This is a genomic window from Micromonospora sp. Utrum1 (assembly GCF_057197805.1).
Genome location: NZ_CM170071.1, coordinates 706,184 through 727,606 on the forward strand (window position 1 = coordinate 706,184; position 21,423 = coordinate 727,606).

The window sequence follows — 21,423 nt, forward strand, 5'->3', positions numbered from 1 at the left end:
GCACGGGAAAAGGTGATCGGAAAAAACCTCGCTGGACAGGCAACGTCACACTCGTCCCGTACGTCTAGCAAGCGGGACAACTGTCCAGGGGGAGGGCCCATGAAGCGTGTCCGGTTCGTCGTCCGGGCCGTCAGCCTGGCAGCGGTCGTGCTGGTCGGCGTCGGTGCGTGCGCGCTCGATCCACAGGGCGACGGATCCGGGGCTGCCGCCCCGGCCCCCGTCGGCATGACGGGACAGGCATCGGGGGCGAGCGCGTCGCCCACGCCGGAGCAGCCGACCACGTCCCCGTCGGCGCAGCCGAGCCGGACGGCCACGCCGAAACCCTCCCGCAGCACCACGCCGAAGCCGGCTTCGCCCAAGCCGTCCAGGTCCGCCGGGTGCCCGCAGGGGGAGCACCAGAAGGCCGTGGAGACGTACCTGACCCGGCTGGGCGGCTTCGGGACGCTGACCGTGGACGGCAAGCAGTCGGCCGCCGACTGCACCGCGATCAAGAAGTTTCAGAGCCGGTACGGGATCAGCCCGGCCGCCGGTCGCGCCGGCGCCACCACCTACGACGTGGCGAAGCGGCTGGCCGGCACCGACACCGGGCGCTGCCGCGCCGGCTCCGGCACCACCTTCTGCGTCGATCTGACCCGGCAGACCGTCTGGGCGATGCGCGGCGGCAAGGTCGTGATGGGCCCGACGGTGACCCGCACCGGCATGGCCGGCTACGCCACCCCGACCGGCACCTACTCGGTGGGTGGGAAGACCCTGCGGGAGTGGTCCAACCCGTACGAGGTGTGGCTGCCCTACTGGCAGCGGTTCAACGGCGGGATCGGCTTCCACGAGACTACGACCTACCTGCACAACCCCTGGATCGGCTCGCACGGCTGCGTGAACCTGCTGCACCGCGACGCGGTACGGCTCTGGGAGCTGGGCTCGGTCGGCACCCGGGTGGTCGTCTTCGGCCACCGCCCCGGCACCTGAGCCCGGGCCGGTACCACCGCCCGTGACCGTCCCCGACCGGATCAGGGTTTTATCCCCTGTCCGGGTGACCCCCTCCGGTGCCACGCTGGAGGCCGGGTCCACCACGGGGCGGGAGGGGCTGCAGATGACCGTCGATCACGACGTGCTTCCCGAGGACGACCGGACGCGCCAGCACGAGGTCTCGCCGGCGGCCCTGGTCGGCTACGCGGCCGCCGCCGCCGGCATCTTCGGCTGGTTCCTGTTCGGGCTGCTGGTGCAGCGGCAGGGCTTCGTCGACTCGGTCGGCGAGTCGGCCGGGGCCGCGTTCGGGCTGCTGCTCGCCGTGTCGGTGGTCGGCACGCTCCGCCGCAACGGCGACTGACGACGGCTCAGTCCTCGCGTACCGCCGCGGTGATTCGGTGCAGCGCGAAGGTGTGCAGCATCTCGGTGCGCTCGTCCTCGGCGCGCAGGTAGCCGGCCCCCATCGAGACCGGCCGGACCAACCGGGACGCGGTCGCCCCGTGCGCGTCGACGTAGCCGACCCAGACCAGCGCCTTGTCCCGCACCGCCTGCTGGAGCACGGCCAGCGCGTCGCTGTGGGTGTGCGCCGGCGCCGGGCCGGTGGCCGCTGTTCCGCCGCGTACCACCGCCGGGGCCCGCCGCGCCGCCCGGGCCGCCGCCTCGCCCCGGCGGATCTGCTCGACCACCCCGAGCAGCCGGGGCATCGGCAGCCGCGGTGCCGCGAGCGGGTCCAGGCTGCGGCTGGTCACCGGCACTCGGGCCGGCGCCCGCCGGACCTTCGGCCGGGCGAGCACGGCCGCGCCGCCGGCGTCCTCGGGCACCGGCGCGTAACCGGCGTCGCGCAGCGCGGTCAGCATCCGGTTCACCTGGTACGGGGTGACCAGCACCGTCGGGGCCAGCCGCCGGAAGGCCAGCGACTCCAGCCTTCGGTCGGCCTGGACCTCGGTGAGCAGCGCCTCGTCGTCGCTGCGCACGTAGCCGCCGGCCGAGCCGACCCGCAGCCCGCCGTGCTTGCGCGCCACGTCGTCCACCAGGTAGCTCAGCCCCTGCGGCACCGGGGTACGCGACCGGCGCCGGAACAGCGCGTGCAGGTCGTCGGCCGAGTAGCCGGCGTCCAGGGCCCTTCGGACGCTGGCCGTGGTGACCCGGTGCACGCTCGCCCCGCCGGCCGACTCGTGCTCGGCCACCACGTCCAGCTCGGCGGCGAGCGCCGGGTCGGGCGGGCCGGGCACCACCACGGTCAGGTCGGCCTGCACGAGGAAGTGATCGACCGGGGCGGGGAGCAGCGCGTCTAGCGCGCGGACGGCGGTCGACGGCTCGCCCGACTCGGCCTCGGAGTAGAGCCCGAGCGGGTCCTCGGCCCGCTCGTCGGCGTCGGTCAGCTCGGCCAGCAGCAGCCGCCCGTACGAGGTGAGCGCGCCGAGCCCGGTCACCCCGAGCTGGGCGGCCTCGGCCAGCACCTCGCGGTGCGCGGCCTCCCGGCCCCGCGCCCGGCGGGGCGCCCGCCAGTCCAGCAGCTCCAGCACCTCGTCCGGGGTGGGGGCGGTCGCCGAGGGCAGGTCGGCCAGCACGGCGAGCACCGAGCGCCGAGCGGCCGGCGCGCCGGCCCGTTCCGCCTCGGCGGAGAGCACCGAGATCGGCCGGTCCCGGTCGTCCCGCTGGCCGACCAGGCCCACCTGGCGGGTCATGGTCAGCCAGGCCCTGGCCAGCTGCTCCCAGCGCTGGGCCAGCGAGGCGGCCCGCCACACCTCGTACCCGCCGGTGGGCAGGATCTGCTGGTCCCCGCCGTGCCGGGTGGTGACCGCCCCGGTCAGCTCCAGCTCGCCCAGCAGCCCGGCCGCGTACGCCACCTCGAACAGCAGGGCGGTGGTCGCGTCCTCCAGGCCGAGGCCGCGGGCCAGCCGGCGCAGGTCGCGGACGCCCACGCCGCCGGAGCGCAACACCGGGGCCGGCTCGGCGGCGAGGGCCTCCAGCAGCGCCTCGGTGTGCCGGACCACCTCCATGGTCTGCCCGGCCCCGGCCGAGTCGACGGCCTTGGCCTCGCGGGGCGGGCTCGACACGACGGGCGGGCTGGTGCGTACCGGGCCGAGCGGGCCGGTGTCCCGGCGCAGCAGCAGCGCCACCTCGCGGGGCAGCTCGACGGTGCCGCCGCCCTTGACGGCCGACATCCGGACGAGCAGCCGGTGCTCGACCAGCCAGCGGATCGGCGAGCCGGTGGCCGCGCCGCCGTTGACCAGGTCCGGCGGAAGGATGTCCTCGGCGCCGGTGGCGGGGGCGTCCAGCGCGCCCGGGGGCACGGTGCCGACCGGCGGGCCGGCGGCCAGCCGGTCCAGGATCGCCCGGGCCGAGGGCGGCGCGGCCAGCAGCGTCCGCCGCAGCTTCGCCGGGTCCGTGCAGACGGCCGCCGCCCGCGGGTCCAGCTCAGCCGCCGGTCGGCCCAGACCCGCCGGGTACGGGGACACCTCGTCGACGCCGCCCACCACGTGCAGGTCGTGCTCCGGCCCGTACAGCAGGAAGAGCGCGCGGAGCCGGTTCACCGCGCCGCGGACCGCGGTCGGGGCGGGCGGGTGCGGGCCGGCGGTGGCCAGGGCCAGGATCGCTTCGGTGGCGGTGCCGCCGCCCTCCGGGTCCCGGGTGAGCCGGGCGGCGTCCAGGATCTGGAGGGTGAACTGGTCCAGCCCGTCGAGCGCCCGGGCCACCGAGACCCGCGACTGGGCGCGGATGGCGAGGGCGGAGACGTCGGCCGGCACCGGCACGACGAGGTCCGGCCGCAGTTGGAGGAGGGCGGCCAGGGACTCGTCGGGAAGGGTCCGCAGGTGGTCGGCGAGTGAGGTGGTCATCGTCGTTCCACGCTAGCCCGGCCGGGGGCCGTCGCGCCCCTCGGACGTCCGCCTCGGTCCGGGTTGGGCGGGTACGTTCTCGGCATGCCCGCACTGATGGTCGGATTCGACCTCGACATGACCCTGGTCGACTCGCGCCCCGGCATCGCGGCCGCCTACCGGGCGCTGACCGCGCGGACCGGCGTACCCGTCGACGCCGAGCTGGCGGTGTCCCGCCTCGGGCCGCCCCTGCGTACCGAGATCGCGCACTGGTTCCCGCCCGAGCAGGTCGAGGAGGCGGTGACCGCGTACCGCGAGCTCTACCCGGCGTACGCGATCACCCCGACCCTGCCGATGCCCGGCGCGGAGGCCGCCATCGCGGCGGTGCACGCGCGCGGCGGCCGGGTCATGGTGGTGACCTCCAAGATCGGCCGGCTGGCGAAGCTGCACCTGGACCACCTCGGCCTGGCCGTCGACGAGCTGGCCGGCGACCTGTTCGCCGAGGAGAAGGCGACGGCGCTGCGCGAGCACGGCGCCACCCTCTACGTCGGCGACCACGTGGCCGACATGGCCGCCGCGCAAGCTGCGGGAATCCCGGGCGTGGGAGTGGCGACCGGCCCCTGCCCGAGGGACGAGCTGAGCGCCGCCGGAGCGCACGTCGTGCTGGACGATCTCACCGGATTCCCGGCGGCGCTGGACCGGATCATCGGGCTAGCCTTGGAGGGGTAGAGGTTCCGAGCGAAGCAGGGGTTTTCAGGTGCCGACGGGTCGAGTGAAGTGGTATGACGCGGCCAAGGGATACGGGTTCGTCACCAGTGACGAGGGTGGCGACGTATTCCTGCCGAAGGGCGCGCTGCCGACGGGTGTCACCGACCTGAAGGGCGGCCAGCGGGTCGATTTCAGCGTGGTGGACAGCCGGCGGGGCGCTCAGGCAATGGGGGTCAAGCTGCTGGAGGCGCCGCCCTCGGTGGCGGAGCTGCGCCGCCGGCCGGCCGAGGAGCTGCACGGCCTGGTCGAAGACATGATCAAGGTGCTGGAGGCGAAGGTCCAGCCGGACCTGCGCCGGGGCCGCTTCCCCGACCGGAAGGCCGCGCAGAAGATCGCTCAGCTGGTCCACGCGGTGGCGCGCGAGCTGGAGGTCTGAGGGACGAGCCCGGCGTCGGCGGCCCGGCCCAGCAGCGCGTCCACGGCGGCGAAGCCGGCCTCTCCGAGGTCGGCGGTGAACTCGTTGACGTAGAGGCCGATGTGCCGGTCCACCACGTCGGGCTCCATCTCCTGCGCGTGCGCGAGGACGTACTCCCGGCTGGCCTCCGGGTCGGCCCAGGCCTGCCGGACCGACTCCCGGATCCAGGCGGCCGCCTCGACCGGGTCGACCGCGCCCTTGCGGGCCAGGATCGCGCCGAGCGGGATCGGGAGCCCGGTGTCGCCCTCCCACCACTCGCCCAGGTCGACCAGGGCGGTCAGCCCGTGCCGCGGGTAGGTGAAGCGGGCCTCGTGGATCACCAGCCCGGCGTCGTACCGCCCGGCGGCCACCCCCGGCATGATCTCGTGGAACGGCACCACCTCGATGCGCGCCGGTGCCTGGTCCGCCGCCCAGAGCCGGAACAGCAGGTACGCCGTCGTCCGCTCGCCCGGCACCGCCACCGTCGCGCCGGAGAGGTCGGTGCGGTCGCCCCTGGTCAGCACCAGCGGGCCGCAGCCCCGGCCCAGCGCGCCCCCGCAGGGCAGCAGGTGGTAGTCGTCGAGCAGCCACGGCAGCGCCGCGTAGCTCACCTTCACCAGGTCGAACGCCCCGCGCTCGGCGGCCGTGTTGGTCACGTCCACGTCGGCGTAGGTCACCTCCACCGGCGGCGCGCCGGGCACCCGGCCGTGCACCAGGGCGTCGAAGACGAACGTGTCGTTGGGGCAGGGCGAGATCGCCAGGGAGAGCGCCACGCCCCCACGGTAACCCCGCGGGGTTGCCGCCCTGCCAGTCGGGCGAGTGCGTGTGATTTGCGGTGGGAATCGGATCGCGTCATCGGGGGCTTTCGTGTGATCGTTGCCGCATGCCTCAGCCGCTCCTGCGGACCGACCGTCTGCTGCTGGTGCCTCTCGCCGACCGGCACCTCGAGTTGGAGGTCCAGCTCGACTCCGACCCGGAGGTGCTCCGCTACCTCGTCGGCCGGGCGCGATCCAGGGACGAGGTGATCGCCTCGCACGGGCAACGGATGGCGCTGGCCGGCACGGTGGACGGCCTGGGCTACTGGATGGCGTTCGGCACTGAGGGTGGCGCGCGCGGCTCGACGCCGCCGGCAGGCGAGGACGACGGCGAGTTCGTCGGGCTCATGATGCTTCCGCCGGCGCACGGCCCCGACCAACCCGACGACCCCACCGTCGCCGAACTCGGTTACCGCCTCCTCTATCGGCACTGGCGCAAGGGCCTGGCCAGCGAGGCGTCCCGCGCACTGCTGCGGCATGCTTTCGACACCATCGGGCAGAACCGGGTGATCGCGCAGACCATGGCCGTTAACACCGGGTCGCGACGCGTGATGGAGGCCATCGGCATGCGGCACGTGCGCACCTTCCTCCCGCCCCTTGACGACCCGCTGCCGGGGTCGGATCTGGGTGAGGTCGAGTACGAGATGACCCGTGAGACGTGGAAGGCCGGTCCTGCCCGGTCACAGGTGGTGAACCGTGACGAATGACCTCTTCGATCGCGGATGCCGGGTTACCGGCCTCGATTCGTCGGCGGTCTTCCTGGATCGGGCTCGGGCCGATGCGTCGGCGATGGGTGTGGACGTCGAGTACGTCTCCGGCGACATGCGGGAGCTCCCGCCATGGACGGGCCGGTTCGATCGGGTGGTCGTACACGCCTTCGCGTGTCACGGCGACACGGGACGACGGGGACATGCTCGTCGACCGTCATCACCTGGATCCGCTGACCGGGCGCTTCGAAGTGGAACGCACGGTCGTCCGCGATGGCCGCGCACGCACGCTGACCTTCGTGAAACGAATGTTCGCCTTCCCGGAGCTGCGCGACTGGTGCACGGCTTCGGGATTCACCCAGGTCACGGCATACGGCGAGGACGGCACACCGCTGACCGGTGACCACAACCGGATGATCACCATCGCCAAGCTGCCCTAGCACCGCGGCTCAGATCTGATGCAGCCAGGCGACGAAGAGCACCGCCGCGGCCCCGCACGCCAGCAGCGCCACCGGCGCCACCCACGCGCCACGCCGCTCGCCGGCCAGGTGAGCCGTCCAGCGCCGGTGCAACAGGGCGAGGCCGGACAGCGCCGCCAGCCCGGCGAGCGCGAACGGAATCGCCACCAGGAAGTGCGCCAGCCAGGCCCCGCCCCTGGTGGGACCGCCCCACGAGGTGTCGTACGGGCCGCCGTCCACCACGCCGTAGAGCACGCCCCGGGCCACGAACAGCGCCTCGATCCCGAGCGGGATGACCGCCAGCACCCCGAGCACCAGCCCCATGAACGCGTTGCCGGCGACCGGCAGGCACCGGACCGGCTGGGTCGCCGGTTCCCCGCGCAGCCGCTGCCACCGGCCGGACAGCCGGGCCGCCGCCGCGGGCCGGCCGACCAGGACCAGGCCCAGCCCGGCCAGGCTCACCACCGCCAGCCCGCCGCAGTACACGGCGTCGAGGAGGACGCCACGAGCGTGGCCGGACCAGTCTCTGCGTACCTGAATGATCGTCATGGGGCGACGCTACGGAGCGGAGTGGTCCCGGCACATCGCCGTGCAGAGCCAACCTCGGGTGGCTCCCGGGTATGACGCCGCCGGCCGCGAGATCCCCCGTCAGCGCCACGCGTCCGCCGGCTCGCGGTCGTTAGGCTCGCCGGTGATGCAGACCAACGGCCGTCGGATCGTCCGGCACGCGTGGCGAGGGTTACGGACGGTCGTGACCGCCACCGACCCGGCGCCGTCCTGGCTGGCGGGGCGACCCGCTCCGGTACGCCGGACGGTGGTCGTGCTGCTCGCCACCGCCACCGTCGTCGGGTTCCCGCTGTGCGCCGCGCTCGCCGCCCGGGCACATCCCGGCGCGGACGGCTGGGCCACCCTCGTCGGCCTGGCCGAGGTGGCGCCGCTCGCGCTGCTCGTCCAGCACCCGCTGCTGGCCTGGCGGGTCGGCTGGCTGGCCGCCCTGCTCACCCCGCTCGCCCCCGGGGACCCGTGGGGCAGCTGGGCCTGGGACCCGCCGCAGATCCCGGTGTTCGTGCTGGCGTTCACCGTGGCCGCGCTGCGGTACGGCCGGCCGGCACTGTGGACGATGTGGGTGCTCATGGTGGCCGTGCTGTGGCTGTGGATCCCCGGCCCGGACAGCGTCGGCGGTAGCCTGGCGCTGGCCGCGTACGCGGTCCTGGTCGACGCGCTCGCCGGCCGCGCCGGGGCCCGCCGCGCCCTGCACCGGCAGGCCGAGCTGACCCGCGCCGAGTACGCCCGCCGCGCCGCCCTGGAAGAGCGCGCCCGCATCGCCCGAGAGCTGCACGACGTGGTCGCCCACCACATGTCGCTCATCGCCGTGCAGGCCGAGACCGCGCCGTACCGGCACCCGGCGGTGCCCGAGCCGGTGCGCGCCGAGTTCGCCTCGATCAGCGCCGGCGCCCGGGAGGCGCTGGCCGACATGCGCCGCCTGCTGGGCACGCTGCGCGGCGCCGACCCGCCGGAGCGCGCGCCGCAGCCCACCCTGGACGACCTGCCCGCCCTGGTCGAGGGCGCGCGCCGGGCCGGCGTGCCGGTCACCCTGGACAGCACCGGCGCCGCCGGGGTGCCCGCCACCGTCGGGCTGTGCGCATACCGCGTCGTGCAGGAGTCGCTGTCCAACGCCGCCCGGCACGCCGCCCGCGCCCCGGTGGCCGTCGCCGTGCGCCGCGACACCGACCTCCTGCGGGTCAGCGTCGTCAACCCCGCGCCGGACGTACCGCCGCAGCCGCGGGCCCCGGGGCACGGCCTGGCCGGCATGCGCGAGCGGGTCACTCTCCTGGGTGGCACCCTGTCGGCCGGCCTCGACGGCGCGGGTGGCTTCGCCGTCGTGGCCACCTTTCCTTACGCCGACGAACCCGAGGACGTGTCGTGACGACAACCGTGCTGATCGTCGACGATCAGGCGATGGTGCGGGAGGGGTTCGGCGCCCTGCTGGCCGCCCAGCCGGACCTCACCCTGGTCGGCGGCGCCGCCGACGGGCTGGAGGGGGTCACGCTGGCCCGCCGGCTCCGGCCCGACGTCGTCCTCATGGACGTGCGCATGCCCAGGCTGGACGGGCTCGCCGCCACCCGGCTGCTGCTCGACGCCCCGCCGCCGGCGCACCGGCCCAAGGTGCTCATGCTCACCACGTTCGACCTCGACGACTACGTCTACGAGGCGCTACGCGCCGGGGCCTCCGGCTTCCTGCTCAAGGACGCCCCGGCCAGCGAGCTGGTGCAGGCGGTACGGGTGGTGGCGGCCGGCGACGCGCTGCTCGCCCCGTCGGTCACCCGCCGGCTGATCGCCCAGTTCGCCCGGCAGTCGCCCGGCCCCCGCCACCGGCCGGCCGCCCTCGACACGCTGACCCCGCGCGAGGTGGAGGTGCTCGTCCGCATGGCGCGCGGCCTGTCCAACCAGGAGATCGCGGCCGACCTCGTGATCGCCGAACAGACCGTCAAGACCCATGTGAGCCGGATCCTCACCAAGCTCGACCGGCGCGACCGGGTCCAGGCCGTCGTCTACGCGTACGAGTCCGGGCTCGTCGTCCCGGGCGAATGACGTCAGCTGAGGGCGGCCGCCGCCTCGGTGAGCGCGGCGAACGCCTCGCGCATCCGCCAGGACCCGCGGTCGCGGGGACCGATCGGGTTGGACACCGTGCGCAGCTCGGCGAAGGGCAGGCCGGCCTGGGTGGCGGCCACGGCCACGCCGTACCCCTCCATGGCCTCGGCCACCGCGTCGGGGTGCCGGTCGGCGAGGGCCGCGGTGCTCGCGGCGGTGCCGGTCACCGTGCTGACCGTGAGCACCGCGCCGACGGCGGCCGCCGGCAGGGCGGTCCGCAGGGCGGCGAGCAGGCCGGGGTCGGCGGGTACGACGCTGCCGCCGCCCAGCAGCTCCGCCGGCATGCCCAGCTCCTCCACCGGGAGGAAGCCGGTGGGGGACTCGGCGCCCAGGTCGGCGGCGACGCTGCGGTTGGCCAGCACGGTGCCGCCGACCGGCACCCGGTTGACGAAACCGCCCGCGATGCCCGCGCTGACCACCGCCCGGTACGGCCGTCCGGCCGCCTCGGCGAGCGCCAGCAACCGTGCGGTGGCGGCCCCGGCCACGGCGGGGCCGACCCCGACCGGCACGACGGTGACCGTGGGGTCGGTGAGGCCCGCCCGGACCGCGTCCGCCTCGGCGGGTACCGCGGTCACCACCAGCAGACCGCTCACGCCACCGGTCCCCGGGGCTCCCGCCGGTTCTCGTCCTCGCTCCCGCCCGGCCCACCGACGGAGGAGGAGGGGCGGTAGATGTGGAACCCGGGCGGCGCCAGGTCATCGTCGTCGGCCGGGGGCGGCGGGTCGGCCCGGGGCGGGGCCGGCGAGGTGGGGGCGGGGTCGTCGAACTCCGTACCCGCCTCGGTGGCCAGTTCGTCGTCGCCGAGCGGGCGGCCGACCAGGTGCTCGCCGCGCAGCCGGGTGGCCACCAGCACCCCGCGGACGGCCACCAGCGCGGCCACGCCGGCGGCGACCGCCACGCCGACCGGGCCGGTGAACGGCACCAGCCCGAGCCCGCCGCCGGCCACGAAGGCGAGCATCAGCGCGGTCTCCGAGTGGGCGAAGGAACTGGCCCGCAGCCGCTCCGGGATGCGCTCCTGGATCGAGGCGTCGACCGCGAGCTTGGCGATCCCGCTGAACAGCGAGGTGACCACGCAGAGCAGCGCCACCATGGGCAGCGAGAACTTCAGCGCGGCGAGCACCGCCACCCCGGCCACGATGATCGTGCCGCTGGACTGGATCGCCGTCGGGCGGTGGATGTGCAGCCGGGTGCCGATGGCGGTGGCCAGGAAGGTGCCCACCGCCAGCGCGCCGCCGACCAGGCCCAGCGCGCCCTGGGCGCCCAGGTCCCGGTCGAAGAAGTCGGTGGTCAGGTCCCCGCCCTTGATCGCGAAGGCCAGGAATAGCAGCAGGAACCCGTAGAGCCCGCGCAGCGCCGCCGCGCCGATCAGGGTGGCGATCACCAGCCGGCCGGCCGGTCGACCCCGGCCCAGCGGGCGTTCCCGGTCCCGGCGGCGCAGCGCCCGCAGCGGACGCGGCACCCGCTCCGGCGGCTCCGAGTCCGCCCGTGGCGGCAGCCGGAGCGAGATCACCATGCCGATCACGAAGATCAGCGAGGCGACCCGGAGCGGCCACTGCGCCCCGAACCAGAAGGCGGCCAGCCCGATCGGGGCGACCAGCGCGCCGGCCACCGTGCCGTAGACGCTCGCCCGGGCACCCACCTGGGACAGCCCGAGCCCGTCCGGCAGCAGCCGGGGCACCGCCGCCGAGCGGGCCACCCCGTACGCCCGGGAGAGGGCGAGCACCCCGAACGCGGCGGGATAGAGCCCGAAGCCGCCGATGTAGTCGGAGATCAGCCAGGCGAGGAAGGCCCTGCCGAGCATGGTGGCGGCGAGCGCGTACCGGCGGCCGTGCCGGAAGTGGTCGAGCAGCGGACCGACCACAGGGGCGAGCATGGCGAACGGAACCATGGTCACCAGCAGGTAGAGCGCGACCTTGTTGCGCGCCTCGCCCAGCGGGACGTCGAAGAAGATCGTCCCGGCCAGGCCGATGGCGATCAGCGTGTCCCCGGCGCAGGAGAGGGCGTGCAGGTCGAAGAGGCGGACCATGCCGACCTCGTTGCCGGCGCTGCGGGCCCGGGCCGTCCCGGCCCGCCGGGTCATCCATCGCCCGCCGTGCAGCGAGCCCCGGAGCAGCAGGCGGGTGGCGCGGATGCCGGTGCCGACGGTCCGCCCGAGGACGGACCGGCCGGAGCGGGAGGACAGCGGCATGTGTCCCATCCTCGCCCATCTGATCCACGCGTGCCGCATCACCCGGAGAGAACGACTCTGGGGAGTGGCTGTCACTCGACCGCCGGCATGGGGAACAATGGTCGGGTGACCAGGCCCGCCTCCGCCCGCGCTCCCCGGCTCGACCAGGTGTGTGCCGCCGCCGTCGAGGTGGCCCGCAACGCCATCACCGAGGTGGACCCCGCCGACGTCGGTGATCACCTCCAGGCCGTCGCCGAGGGCGACCGGCTCGTCACCCACTACTTCGAGTGCCGCCTCGCCGGCTACCGGGGCTGGCGCTGGGCCGTCACGGTGACCCGGGTGCCGCGCAGCCGCACGGTCACCATCTGCGAGACGGTGCTGCTGCCGGGCTCCGACGCGCTGCTGGCGCCGGGCTGGCTGCCCTGGCAGGAGCGGCTCAAGCCGGGTGACCTGGGCCCCGGTGACCTGCTTCCCACCCCGCCGGACGACGAGCGGCTCGCACCCGGCTACCTGCTCTCCGACGACCCGGCCGTGGAGGAGACCGCCTGGGAGCTGGGCCTCGGCCGGGCCCGGGTGCTGTCCCGGGAGGGCCGGACCGACGCCGCCCAGCGCTGGTACGACGGCGACCACGGGCCCGACGCCGCGATCTCGGTGGCCGCGCCGGCCGCCGCCCGCTGCGGCACCTGCGGCTTCTACCTGCCGCTCGCCGGCGCGCTACGGCAGTCCTTCGGCGCCTGCGGCAACTTCTACGCCCCCGACGACGGCCGGGTGGTCAGCGCCGACCACGGCTGCGGCGCCCACTCGGAGACGCTGATCGAGGCGGCCGAGAGCCCGGTCGACGAGCTGCCCACGGTCTACGACGACAGTGCGGTCGAGGCCGTGTCGGTGAGCCGGGCCCCGGGCTCGGTGGAGGCGGCCGAGCCGGCGGAGCCGTACGGCCACCCCTGACGGGTCAGCTCTGACGGGCGGTGGCCGCCCGGCGGCGCCGCCGGTTGGCGTCGTGCCGCATCATCACGGCCAGGCCGGGAAAGCCCCACAGGAAACCGGCGAGGCAGGTCCAGAGCCAGTTCTCGTGCCCGTGCGTGGTGAGCCAGTCGCGGAAGAAGAGCAGCAGCACCAGCCCGGCCACCGCCCAGGCGATCAGTCCGGCGACGGCGATCGGCACCATCGGCGGGTCGAGCGGCTCGGGCCGCGGCGGTTGCTCCTGTGGCACGCGCCCAGCGTACGCGATCGTTCTTCCCTGCCCGTGAGTGATCTGGGACGATGCGCGCGACAACCGGTCGATCAATATGTGAGGACCCGATGGCCATAGCGCCGCCGCCGGACCACGGCACCCCACCCGATCCCGCGCACCCGCGCAACGGCTTCGACCGCTTCTTCGAGATCTCCGCCCGCCGTTCCACGCCGGGCCGGGAGGTCCGGGGCGGGCTGGCCACGTTCTTCACGATGGCGTACATCGTGGTGTTGAACCCGCTGATCCTGGGCAGCGCGGTCGACGGCGACGGGCGAAAGCTCGCCATCCCGGCGCTGGCGGCGGCCACCGCGCTGGTCGCCGGCCTGATGACCATCCTGATGGGCGTGGTGGCCCGGTTCCCCATCGCGCTGGCTGCCGGGCTGGGCGTGAACGCGCTGGTCGCGTTCGAGATCGCGCCGCAGATGAGCTGGGCGGACGCCATGGGCCTGGTGGTGATCGAGGGTGTGCTGATCGGCATCCTCGTGCTCACCGGGCTGCGTACCGCGGTGTTCCGCTCGGTCCCGACCCAGCTCAAGACGGCGATCGGCGTGGGCATCGGCCTCTTCCTGACGATCATCGGCCTGGTCGACGCCGGCTTCGTCCGGCGGGTGCCGGACGTGGCGAACACCACCGTGCCGGTCGGGCTGGGCATCAGCGGCAAGATCGTGAGCTGGCCCCTGCTGGTCTTCGTGGTGGGCCTGCTGCTCACCCTGGTGCTGGTGGTACGCCGGGTGCGCGGCGCCATCCTGATCGGCATCCTGACGTCCACCGTGCTGGCGATCGTGGTGGAGGCGGTCGGCAACATCGGGCCGTCCTTCGTCAACGGGAAGCCGAACCCCAAGGGCTGGGCGCTGAACGTGCCGGAACTGCCGGAGAAGGTGGTGGACGTTCCCGACCTCTCCCTGCTCGGCAACTTCAACGTCCTGGACTCGTGGACCCGGGTCGGCTGGCTGGTTCCGCTGATGTTCGTGTTCACCCTGCTCATCACGGACTTCTTCGACACCATGGGCACGATGGTCGCCATCGGCCAGGAGGGCGACATGCTCGACGAGCGGGGCACCCCGCCGCGGGCGCGGGAGATCCTGCTGGTCGACTCGATCGCCGCCGCCGCGGGTGGCGCGGCCTCGGTGTCGAGCAACACGTCGTACATCGAAAGCGCGGCCGGGGTCGCGGAGGGCGCCCGGACCGGCGTGGCCAACCTGGTCACCGGCGGCCTGTTCCTACTGGCCATGTTCCTGGCGCCGCTGGCGGTGGTGGTGCCCTTCGAGGCAGCGTCGACGGCGCTCGTGGTGGTCGGCTTCCTGATGATGACCGCGGTCCGCACCATCGACTGGACCGACTACGAGATCGCCATCCCGGCGTTCCTCACCATCGTGCTGATGCCCTTCACCTACTCGATCTCGAACGGCATCGGCGCCGGCGTGATCAGCTACGTGCTGCTCAAGCTGGCGAAGGGCAGGGCCCGCGAGGTGCACCCCCTGCTGTACGGGGTGGCCGCCCTGTTCACCCTTTACTTCCTGCGCGGGCCGATCGAGTCCGTGCTGCTGTGAATTCGCTGGTGAGCCTGGTCATATCGCATGTCGTTAGCCAGGCTCATTAGTTAAGCTAACTACTGTGACGGAGCGGACGGTGACGGCGAAACGCGTGCCACCGGCGCAGCTGGCCCCTCAGCTGCGTGATGCGATCACCCGACTCAACCGGCGGGTCCGACAGGCCCGCCCGGTCGGCGACCTCACGGTCACCCAGCTCTCGGCGCTCACCAGCCTCAAGCTGGCGGGCGCCCTGACACCCCGGGAGCTGGCCGACACCGAGCGGGTACAGCCGCCAACGATGACGAAGATCGTCGCGAAGTTGGAGGAGCGCGGCCTCGTGCAGCGCACCCCCCACCCGACCGACGGACGGCAGGTCATCCTGGCGGCTACCGAGGGGGGACGGGCCGTGCTCGACCAGTTCGAGCGGGCCCGCAACGAGTGGCTGGCCAGCCGACTGGCCGCGCTCACCGAGGAGGAACGCGACACGCTGCAGCGTGCCGCCGAGATCCTCCAGGGCATCGCTCGCGCCTGAGCCGGTCCCCGCGTCCCGCGGTCCGCTTCGTCCGTTGTGGATGAGGCGTACATGATCGCGAGGAGGCGCACCTAGAGTGCAGGCCAAGTTGAGCACGATGTTCCAGTCCCTACGAGTCCGCAACTACCGGCTCTTCGCCACCGGGCAGCTGATCAAATTGATCGGCGTCTGGATGATGTACATCGCCCAGGACTGGCTCGTCCTCGACCTCACCGGCAACTCCGCGACCGCGCTCGGCGTGGTCACCGCGCTCCAGTTCACCCCCGTCCTGCTGCTGACCCTGATCTCCGGCCGCCTCGCCGACCGCTACGACAAGCGGATGCTGCTCTTCATCGCCAACATCTTCTGGACCGTGCTGGCGCTGGCGATGAGCCTGCTGGTGGTCACCGGGCTGGTGCAGCTCTGGCACGTCTTCGCGTTCGCCCTCCTGCTCGGGGTGTTCAACGCGGTGGAGACACCGGTGCGGCAGGCGTTCGTCTCCGAGCTGGTCGGCATGCCGCTGCTGCCGAACGCGCTCTCGCTCAACGCGGCCACCTTCAACTCGGCCCGGATCCTCGGCCCGGCCGTCGCCGGACTGGCCATCGCCGCCTTCGACGTCGGCCCGGTCTTCCTGATCACCGCGTTCAGCTCGATCGCCCCGCTGGTCAACGTGGTCCGGATGCGCACCGCCGAGCTGTACCGCAAGGACCTGCCGCCGGCCGGCCAGCGCGACCAGGCCAAGGTGGTCGACGGCCTCCGGTACGTCGCGCGCCGCCCCGACATCCTGCTGCCGATGGCGCTGATGTCGGTGATCGGGATGAGCCTGTTCAACTTCCAGCTCACCCTCGCCGCCCTGGCCAAGACGGTGTTCAACACCGGCGCCGCCTCGTTCGGCCTGTTCACCACCGCGCTGGCGGTCGGCGCGCTGGCCGGCGCCCTGTCCGGCACCGGGCGGCGCAGCCGCCCCTCCGTGTGGCTGGTGCTCGGCGCGGCGGTCGGCTGCGCCAGCTTCGGCACGCTGGTCGGGCTCGCCGGGTCGTACTGGCTGGTGGTGGCGCTGCTGCTGCCCACCGGGTTCTTCATGGTCTTCTTCGCCCAGGCCGCCAACCAGCGGGTCCAGCTCGGCGTCGACGCGGCCTTCCGGGGCCGGGTGATGGCCCTGTGGGTGCTCGTCTTCCTCGGCACCAACCCGGTCGGCGCGCCGATCATCGGCTGGGTGGCCGAGACCTTCGGGGCCGGCGCGAGCATCTGGACCGGCGGCCTGATCTCCCTGGCCGCCGCGCTGCTGGCGCTCACCTGGCAGCTGCGCCGCTCCGGCGCCCGGCTGCGGATGCGGGTGCTGCCCATGCCGCGCTTCTACGTGGTGTCGCCCGGGGCGGAGTGATCCGTCGACCGCCCGAAGGACCGGTTCCCGACCGAGGGGACCGGTCCTTCCTCATTCATTCGCGTCCGGATGTCGCCAAACGGGTGGCGGGCGGGGACGACGGGGCTTAGCGTCGATATGTGGGAGTGGGGCGGGGACTACTGCTGATGCTGGCGATCCTCGCCGTCTGCTGCCTGCCGGCCCTCTTCGCGCTGGTCTTCTGTGCCGACGAGATCCTCGACCGGGTGGCCTGCGGGTGGGCCGAGTGGCGCGAGCAGCGCCGGGAGCGCCGCACCATCGCCCGGCTCGACCGGGCCATCGAGGCCGAGTCGCTCACCCGGGACATCGACCTCACCGAGCTCGACCGGGAAGGCCGCCGCCCACTCGAACAGCTCGCCATCGACCTGCGCCGCCTCGGCGGCCACCGGCTCGCCGCCGCCGACCGCTCGGTGGTGTGGCACGGCGCGGTCATCGACGCGTACGACGAGCGGCTGCGGGCCGCCTGCCGGGCGCTGGGCATCGCCGAGCATCTGACCGAGCTGGAGGGCGTCGACCGGGAGATCGAACGGGTACGCGTCGAGGGCCTCCTGCACGCCGCCGGGCTCACCCTGCCCGCCGCCCGCCCCGGCCACCACCAGCGGCACCGCTGACCGGTGCGGCTCTTCGTCGCGGTCTACCCGCCGAAGCCGGCGGTCGACGACCTGGGCGCCCAGGTGGCGCGGCTGCGGACCGCGGCCGCCTCCGCCGCCGGCACCAACGTCCGGCTGGCCGACCCGGCCAACGCCCACCTCACCCTGGCCTTCCTCGGCGACACTCCGGATGACCGGCTGGTCGACGTGGAGAGCGCGCTCGGCCTGGCCGCGCAGACCTTCCGCGACGCCCGGGGCAGCTCGCCGCGGCTGCGGCTCGGCGGCGGGGGCAGCTTCGGGCGCGGCCGGTTCACCGTTCTCTGGGTGGACGTACAGGGCGAGGTCGACGCGCTGGTCGTGCTCTCCCGGCTGATCCGGTCCGGGCTGCGCCGGGCCCGGCTGCCGCACGACGAGAAGCCGTTCCGGGCGCACCTGACCATCGCCCGCCCCGGCGACCGGATCGACCGCGCCGACGTGCTCGCCGACCGGGAGACCCTGCACGACTACCTGGGCCCGGAGTGGAGCGCCGACGAGTTGGTCCTGGTCCGCAGCCACCCCGGCCCCCGCCCCACCTACGACCGCCTGGCCGCCTGGCCCGTCTGACCGGGATCCCCGCCCCTCCCCGCGCGATCTTGCACTTCCTGCCCGGGCAAAAGGCTCAATCAGCCCGGATCAAGGGGCACGAACTGCAAGATCGACGCGCGGGGAGGAGGGGCGGGGGTGGGGGCGGGTTACCAGGCCCAGGCTTCCGGGCCGGGGCCGCCGTTGCCGACGGGCGGGAAGAGCTCGTCCAGCTTTTCCAGGGTCTGCTCGTCCAGGTGGACGGTCAGGGCGCCCAGGTTGCGGTCGAGCTGGTCCATGGTGCGGGGGCCGACGATCGGGGCGGTCACGCCCGGGCGGGAGAGCAGCCAGGCCAGCGCCACGTCGGCCGGGTCGTGGCCGAGGTCGGCGCAGAGCTTCTCGTACGCCTCGATGGTCTGCCGGTGCTCGGCCAGCGCGTCGGCCGACCGGCCGGTGGCGCCGCGGGCCGCGCCGCCCTCGGCCATCTTGCGGATGACCCCGGAGAGCAGCCCGCCGTGCAGCGGTGACCAGGGGATGATGCCCAGCCCGTAGTGCTGCGCGGCCGGGACCACCTCCAGCTCGACGTGCCGGGTCATCAGGTTGTAGATGCACTGCTCGGAGACGAGGCCGAGGAAGTTGCGGCGGCCCGCCGCGGCCTGCGCCTGGGCGATGTGCCAGCCGGCGAAGTTGGACGAGCCGACGTAGAGGACCTTGCCCTGGGCGACCAGGGTCTCCATGGCCTGCCAGATCTCCTCCCACGGCGTGGTCCGGGAGATGTGGTGCATCTGGTAGAGGTCGATGGTGTCGGTCTGCAGCCGGCGCAGCGAGTCCTCGCAGGCCCGGATGATGTGCCGGGCGCTCAGGCCCTGCTCGTTGGGCCACTCGCCCATCTTGCCGTAGACCTTGGTGGCCAGGACGACCTTGTCCCGCCGCCCGCCGCCCTGGGCGAACCAGCGGCCGATGATCTGCTCGGTGACGCCCTCGCCGGTCTTCCAGCCGTAGACGTTCGCGGTGTCGAAGAAGTTGATCCCGTGTTCCAGAGCCCGGTCCATGATGGCGAAGCTGTCCGGCTCGTCGGTCTGCGGGCCGAAGTTCATGGTGCCGAGGCAGAGCCGGCTCACCGATAGACCGGTGCGTCCCAGGTTCGTGTACTCCATGGGTCCACCCTGGCACGCGGGCACTTAGAGTGCCTCGTCGCATGCCAGGGTGGCCGTGGGGTCAGGAGGACTCGCGGGCCGCCGGGCCGGTGCCGAAGAGGACGTCGTCCCAGCTCGGCAGGCGCTTGCGCGGCTTGCCACCGGCCTCGGTGGACTCGTTGCCGGTGCCGCCGGTAGCCCCCGCGGCACCGGTGCGCCGCGGCCGGAGCACGGCCAGCGACGGCACGGCCGGGATCTCCTTCGGCGCGTCCGAGTCGTCGTCGAACGCGGAGCCCTGGCCGCCGCCGAGCAGCGCGGCCGCGCCCCCGGCGACCGCCCGCTGGCGAGGCGCGTCGGGCCCGGCCAGGGCGGCCGGGGAGCGGGTGTCGAGACCGCGACCGGACGTGCCGCCGAGCGGCCGGTCCAGCGAGGCGAGCAGCGCGTCCCGGCCGGCGCGGATCGGGTCCCGACCCGGACGGGCGTGCTCGGCGGGCGACGGCAGGCCGTGCCCACCCCGGCTGGGCTCACCGCGCGACGGGCCGGGCAGCGCGTGGCCGCCCCGCTCCGGCGCCGGCTCCTGGCCGAGGATCGGCGTGGGCCGCTCGGCGCAGAGGTATTGCGCCATGTCGTCGTGCGGGGTGACGTTCTGCCGAAGCTTGTCGAGATCCCAGACCGCCTGCGCGGTGGCCTTGCCGGACGGCCAGGTGGCGATGATCCGCCAGGTGCCGTCGTCGCGGCGGTAGGCGTCCCAGGAGATCTTCTCGGTGTCGATCCCGTGCTGGGCGAGCCGGCCGTTGACCACCTCGGCCAGCGGGGTCGGCTTCTCGGCGCCCTTGAGGCGGGTGCGCCGGGCGTGCTGGGCGAGCATGGCCCGCTCCTGGAGCACCGGGCCGGCGTAGCGCAGCACGCGGTCGACCGGGACGCCGGCGATCCGGGCGACGTCCTCGGCGGACTCGCCGGAGCGGATCCGGGCCTGGATGTCGCGCGGGGAGAGCGACGGCGTGGGATCGGCGGCGCTCGGCACCACCGCGAGCGGAGTCGCGCCCGGCTCGGCGTGCAGCGCCGAGGCGATGCGCTCGTCGATGGGCAGGGCGAGCAGGCGCCCGACCTCGTCGGCGAGCACCAGAGCCTGGCCGTCCTCTGAGAGGGCGACGAAGCGTACTGGGCGCATGGGCTTGCCTCCGTCCCGCTTCGCTGGCCGTCACGCCACGAGCCGGCCACCCGGGCGTCCTCGGACCACCGTACGCTCATCTACCCGTAGGTGGGGGAAGCGACACCCGGCATGTCGTGACTGAGCTGCGGCGATGATCACGGTGGGTGGTCGCCGGAGCGCCGACGACCACCCACCGTCACCAGTCGATCAGAGTCGCTCGACCACGTAGTCGATGGACGCCGTGAGCGCCTCCACGTCGGCCGGCTCGACCGCCGGGAAGAGCGCGACGCGGAGCTGGTTGCGGCCCAGCTTCCGGTAGGGCTCGGTGTCCACGATGCCGTTGGCGCGCAGCGCCTTGGCGATCGCCGAGGCGTCCACCCCGTCGGCGAAGTCGATGGTGGCGACCACGTTGGAGCGCAGCGCCGGGTCGGTCACGTACGGGGTGGCGAACGCCGAGCGCTCGGCCCAGCCGTAGACGATGCCGGCGCTCTCGGCGGTGCGCTTGGCCGCCCAGGCCAGCCCACCCTGCGAGTTCATCCAGTCGGTCTGCTCGGCGGCCAGGAAGATGGTGGCCAGCGCGGGCGTGTTGTAGGTCTGCTCCAGCCGCGAGTTGTCGATCGCGGTGACCAGGTCGAGGAAGGCCGGGATGTAGCGGCCCGACTCCTTGATCTCGGTGGCCCGGGCGAGCGCGGCCGGCGACATGAGGGCCAGCCAGAGGCCGCCGTCGGAGCCGAAGCACTTCTGCGGGGCGAAGTAGTAGACGTCGGTCTCGCCGACGTTGACCTCCAGGCCGCCGGCGCCGGAGGTGGCGTCGACCAGCAGCAGCGAGCCCTCGTCGGCGCCCGGCACCCGGCTGATCGGCACGGCCACGCCGGTGGAGGTCTCGTTGTGCGGGGTGGCGTAGACGTCCACGCCCGCCTCGGCGACCAGGGTCGGCGCGCTGCCGGCCTCGGACTTGCGCACGGTCGGCTCGCCGAGGAACGGCGCGTCCTTGACCGACTTGGCGAACTTGGCGCCGAACTCGCCGAAGCTGGCGAACTGGGCCCGGTCGCGAACCAGGCCGAAGGTGGCGACCTCCCAGAAGGCGGTGGTGCCGCCGTTGCCGAGCACCACCTCGTAGCCCTCGGGGAGGGAGAAGAACTCGGCGATGCCCCGGCGCAGCCGGGCGACCTGGTCGCGGACCGTCTTCTGCCGGTGCGAGGTGCCCAGGTAGCTGGTGGCGACGTCGGCGAGTGCGGAGACCGCCGCGGGACGGACCTTGGACGGGCCGCAGCCGAAGCGACCGTCGGCGGGCCTGATGTCGTCGGGAATCCGGATGGTCGGTGCGTCAGCCACGGTTCTCTCGATCCTTCCGCATGGGGGAGGGCCCTTCAGCGGGCGCGGAGCGACGGCGGCCACGCGCGGGCGCGGCGGGGCCGGGTCCGAGCCCGGTCCGGCGGCACTGCCGGCCTTCATCCTCGCACCCGCGCCGGCCGCCCCGATGGCTGGTCCCACTCCCGGGGGTGAGGGATGCGCCACAACGCACCAGGGCCCGGTCCGTCGCGGACCGGGCCCTGGT

Annotated in this window: 23 protein-coding genes and 1 pseudogene; 15 read left to right on the plus strand and 9 right to left on the minus strand. The window is 74.0% G+C overall.

The window, feature by feature from the left end; translation table 11 throughout:
- The first annotated feature begins 99 nt into the window (after positions 1 to 99).
- Positions 100 to 966, plus strand: a complete 867-nt coding sequence (locus tag AC0OLQ_RS03490; RefSeq protein WP_484530164.1) for a L,D-transpeptidase family protein — start codon at positions 100 to 102, stop codon at positions 964 to 966.
- A gap of 124 nt (positions 967 to 1,090) precedes the next feature.
- Positions 1,091 to 1,327: a hypothetical protein gene (locus AC0OLQ_RS03495; protein WP_357332890.1), complete on the plus strand. Its 237-nt coding sequence runs from the start codon at positions 1,091 to 1,093 to the stop codon at positions 1,325 to 1,327.
- Positions 1,328 to 1,334: 7 nt separating this feature from the next.
- Here the strand turns inward: AC0OLQ_RS03495 and AC0OLQ_RS03500 are convergent, their stop codons facing one another.
- Entirely contained in the window at positions 1,335 to 3,806 is a 2,472-nt protein-coding gene (locus tag AC0OLQ_RS03500) for a helicase-associated domain-containing protein (RefSeq protein ID WP_484530165.1), read from the minus strand.
- Positions 3,807 to 3,890: 84 nt separating this feature from the next.
- Between AC0OLQ_RS03500 and AC0OLQ_RS03505 the strand changes: the two genes are divergently transcribed.
- Both AC0OLQ_RS03505 and AC0OLQ_RS03510 read left to right on the plus strand, forming a co-directional pair.
- Positions 3,891 to 4,514, plus strand: a complete 624-nt coding sequence (locus tag AC0OLQ_RS03505) for an HAD family hydrolase (protein WP_484530166.1) — start codon at positions 3,891 to 3,893, stop codon at positions 4,512 to 4,514.
- Positions 4,515 to 4,542: 28 nt separating this feature from the next.
- Positions 4,543 to 4,929, plus strand: coding sequence for a cold-shock protein (locus AC0OLQ_RS03510; protein ID WP_357332703.1), 387 nt, complete (start codon positions 4,543 to 4,545; stop codon positions 4,927 to 4,929).
- Here the strand turns inward: AC0OLQ_RS03510 and AC0OLQ_RS03515 are convergent.
- Entirely contained in the window at positions 4,890 to 5,720 is an 831-nt protein-coding gene (locus AC0OLQ_RS03515; protein WP_484530167.1) for a 1,4-dihydroxy-6-naphtoate synthase, read from the minus strand. The genes AC0OLQ_RS03510 and AC0OLQ_RS03515 overlap by 40 nt on opposite strands.
- 110 nt (positions 5,721 to 5,830) lie before the next feature.
- Here AC0OLQ_RS03515 and AC0OLQ_RS03520 point away from each other — a divergent pair, with 110 nt between their 5' ends.
- The 3 genes and pseudogenes from AC0OLQ_RS03520 to AC0OLQ_RS03530 all read left to right on the plus strand — a co-directional run bounded on the left by AC0OLQ_RS03520 (position 5,831) and on the right by AC0OLQ_RS03530 (position 6,909).
- A complete protein-coding gene (locus AC0OLQ_RS03520; RefSeq protein WP_484530168.1) occupies positions 5,831 to 6,469 on the plus strand; it encodes a GNAT family N-acetyltransferase in 639 nt (212 codons plus the stop codon).
- Positions 6,459 to 6,593: pseudogene (locus AC0OLQ_RS03525) on the plus strand (class I SAM-dependent methyltransferase); the annotation flags it as partial. The gene AC0OLQ_RS03520 and the pseudogene AC0OLQ_RS03525, both read left to right, overlap by 11 nt.
- A gap of 79 nt (positions 6,594 to 6,672) precedes the next feature.
- Positions 6,673 to 6,909, plus strand: coding sequence for a hypothetical protein (locus tag AC0OLQ_RS03530; RefSeq protein WP_484532537.1), 237 nt, complete (start codon positions 6,673 to 6,675; stop codon positions 6,907 to 6,909).
- Between the two features lie 9 nt (positions 6,910 to 6,918).
- Here AC0OLQ_RS03530 and AC0OLQ_RS03535 read toward each other — a convergent pair whose 3' ends face one another.
- On the minus strand, positions 6,919 to 7,476 hold the full coding sequence (locus AC0OLQ_RS03535) for a hypothetical protein (RefSeq protein ID WP_484530169.1): 558 nt from the start codon (positions 7,474 to 7,476) through the stop codon (positions 6,919 to 6,921).
- A gap of 202 nt (positions 7,477 to 7,678) precedes the next feature.
- Here AC0OLQ_RS03535 and AC0OLQ_RS03540 point away from each other — a divergent pair, with 202 nt between their 5' ends.
- Complete coding sequence (locus tag AC0OLQ_RS03540) at positions 7,679 to 8,854, plus strand: sensor histidine kinase (RefSeq protein ID WP_484530170.1); 1,176 nt, start codon at positions 7,679 to 7,681, stop codon at positions 8,852 to 8,854.
- Positions 8,851 to 9,519, plus strand: coding sequence for a response regulator (locus AC0OLQ_RS03545; protein ID WP_484530171.1), 669 nt, complete (start codon positions 8,851 to 8,853; stop codon positions 9,517 to 9,519). Before AC0OLQ_RS03540 ends, AC0OLQ_RS03545 begins: the two co-directional genes overlap by 4 nt.
- A gap of 2 nt (positions 9,520 to 9,521) precedes the next feature.
- Here the strand turns inward: AC0OLQ_RS03545 and AC0OLQ_RS03550 are convergent, their stop codons facing one another.
- Positions 9,522 to 10,172, minus strand: coding sequence for a futalosine hydrolase (locus tag AC0OLQ_RS03550; RefSeq protein ID WP_484530172.1), 651 nt, complete (start codon positions 10,170 to 10,172; stop codon positions 9,522 to 9,524).
- Positions 10,169 to 11,767 (minus strand): MFS transporter, encoded by a 1,599-nt coding sequence (locus AC0OLQ_RS03555; RefSeq protein ID WP_484530173.1) that lies wholly within the window; start codon positions 11,765 to 11,767, stop codon positions 10,169 to 10,171. The genes AC0OLQ_RS03550 and AC0OLQ_RS03555 overlap by 4 nt, the downstream gene beginning before the upstream one ends.
- 87 nt (positions 11,768 to 11,854) lie before the next feature.
- On the opposite strand from AC0OLQ_RS03555, the gene AC0OLQ_RS03560 reads away from it, so the two are divergent.
- Positions 11,855 to 12,694, plus strand: coding sequence for a DUF3027 domain-containing protein (locus AC0OLQ_RS03560; protein ID WP_357332714.1), 840 nt, complete (start codon positions 11,855 to 11,857; stop codon positions 12,692 to 12,694).
- A gap of 4 nt (positions 12,695 to 12,698) precedes the next feature.
- On the opposite strand, the gene AC0OLQ_RS03565 is transcribed toward AC0OLQ_RS03560, so the two are convergent.
- A complete protein-coding gene (locus AC0OLQ_RS03565; RefSeq protein ID WP_357332716.1) occupies positions 12,699 to 12,959 on the minus strand; it encodes a DUF2530 domain-containing protein in 261 nt (86 codons plus the stop codon).
- 89 nt (positions 12,960 to 13,048) lie between these two features.
- Between AC0OLQ_RS03565 and AC0OLQ_RS03570 the strand changes: the two genes are divergently transcribed.
- The 5 genes from AC0OLQ_RS03570 (at position 13,049) to thpR (ending at position 17,618) form a co-directional block, all read left to right on the plus strand.
- On the plus strand, positions 13,049 to 14,530 hold the full coding sequence (locus tag AC0OLQ_RS03570) for an NCS2 family permease (RefSeq protein WP_484530174.1): 1,482 nt from the start codon (positions 13,049 to 13,051) through the stop codon (positions 14,528 to 14,530).
- A 64-nt stretch (positions 14,531 to 14,594) separates the two neighbouring features.
- On the plus strand, positions 14,595 to 15,044 hold the full coding sequence (locus tag AC0OLQ_RS03575; RefSeq protein WP_357332720.1) for a MarR family winged helix-turn-helix transcriptional regulator: 450 nt from the start codon (positions 14,595 to 14,597) through the stop codon (positions 15,042 to 15,044).
- 76 nt (positions 15,045 to 15,120) lie between these two features.
- Complete coding sequence (locus AC0OLQ_RS03580) at positions 15,121 to 16,407, plus strand: MFS transporter (RefSeq protein WP_484530175.1); 1,287 nt, start codon at positions 15,121 to 15,123, stop codon at positions 16,405 to 16,407.
- Between the two features lie 119 nt (positions 16,408 to 16,526).
- Positions 16,527 to 17,036 (plus strand): hypothetical protein, encoded by a 510-nt coding sequence (locus tag AC0OLQ_RS03585; protein ID WP_357332724.1) that lies wholly within the window; start codon positions 16,527 to 16,529, stop codon positions 17,034 to 17,036.
- A gap of 3 nt (positions 17,037 to 17,039) precedes the next feature.
- Complete coding sequence (thpR, locus tag AC0OLQ_RS03590) at positions 17,040 to 17,618, plus strand: RNA 2',3'-cyclic phosphodiesterase (protein WP_484530176.1); 579 nt, start codon at positions 17,040 to 17,042, stop codon at positions 17,616 to 17,618.
- A 128-nt stretch (positions 17,619 to 17,746) separates the two neighbouring features.
- Here thpR and AC0OLQ_RS03595 read toward each other — a convergent pair whose 3' ends face one another.
- The 3 genes from AC0OLQ_RS03595 to serC form a co-directional block, all read right to left on the minus strand.
- The gene (locus tag AC0OLQ_RS03595; protein WP_484530177.1) at positions 17,747 to 18,733 is read right to left on the minus strand and encodes an aldo/keto reductase; all 987 of its coding nucleotides are present in this window, start codon (positions 18,731 to 18,733) and stop codon (positions 17,747 to 17,749) included.
- Between the two features lie 61 nt (positions 18,734 to 18,794).
- The gene (sepH, locus tag AC0OLQ_RS03600; protein ID WP_484530178.1) at positions 18,795 to 19,883 is read right to left on the minus strand and encodes a septation protein SepH; all 1,089 of its coding nucleotides are present in this window, start codon (positions 19,881 to 19,883) and stop codon (positions 18,795 to 18,797) included.
- A 189-nt stretch (positions 19,884 to 20,072) separates the two neighbouring features.
- Positions 20,073 to 21,200 (minus strand): phosphoserine transaminase, encoded by a 1,128-nt coding sequence (serC, locus tag AC0OLQ_RS03605; RefSeq protein ID WP_484530179.1) that lies wholly within the window; start codon positions 21,198 to 21,200, stop codon positions 20,073 to 20,075.
- Positions 21,201 to 21,423: the final 223 nt, after the last annotated feature.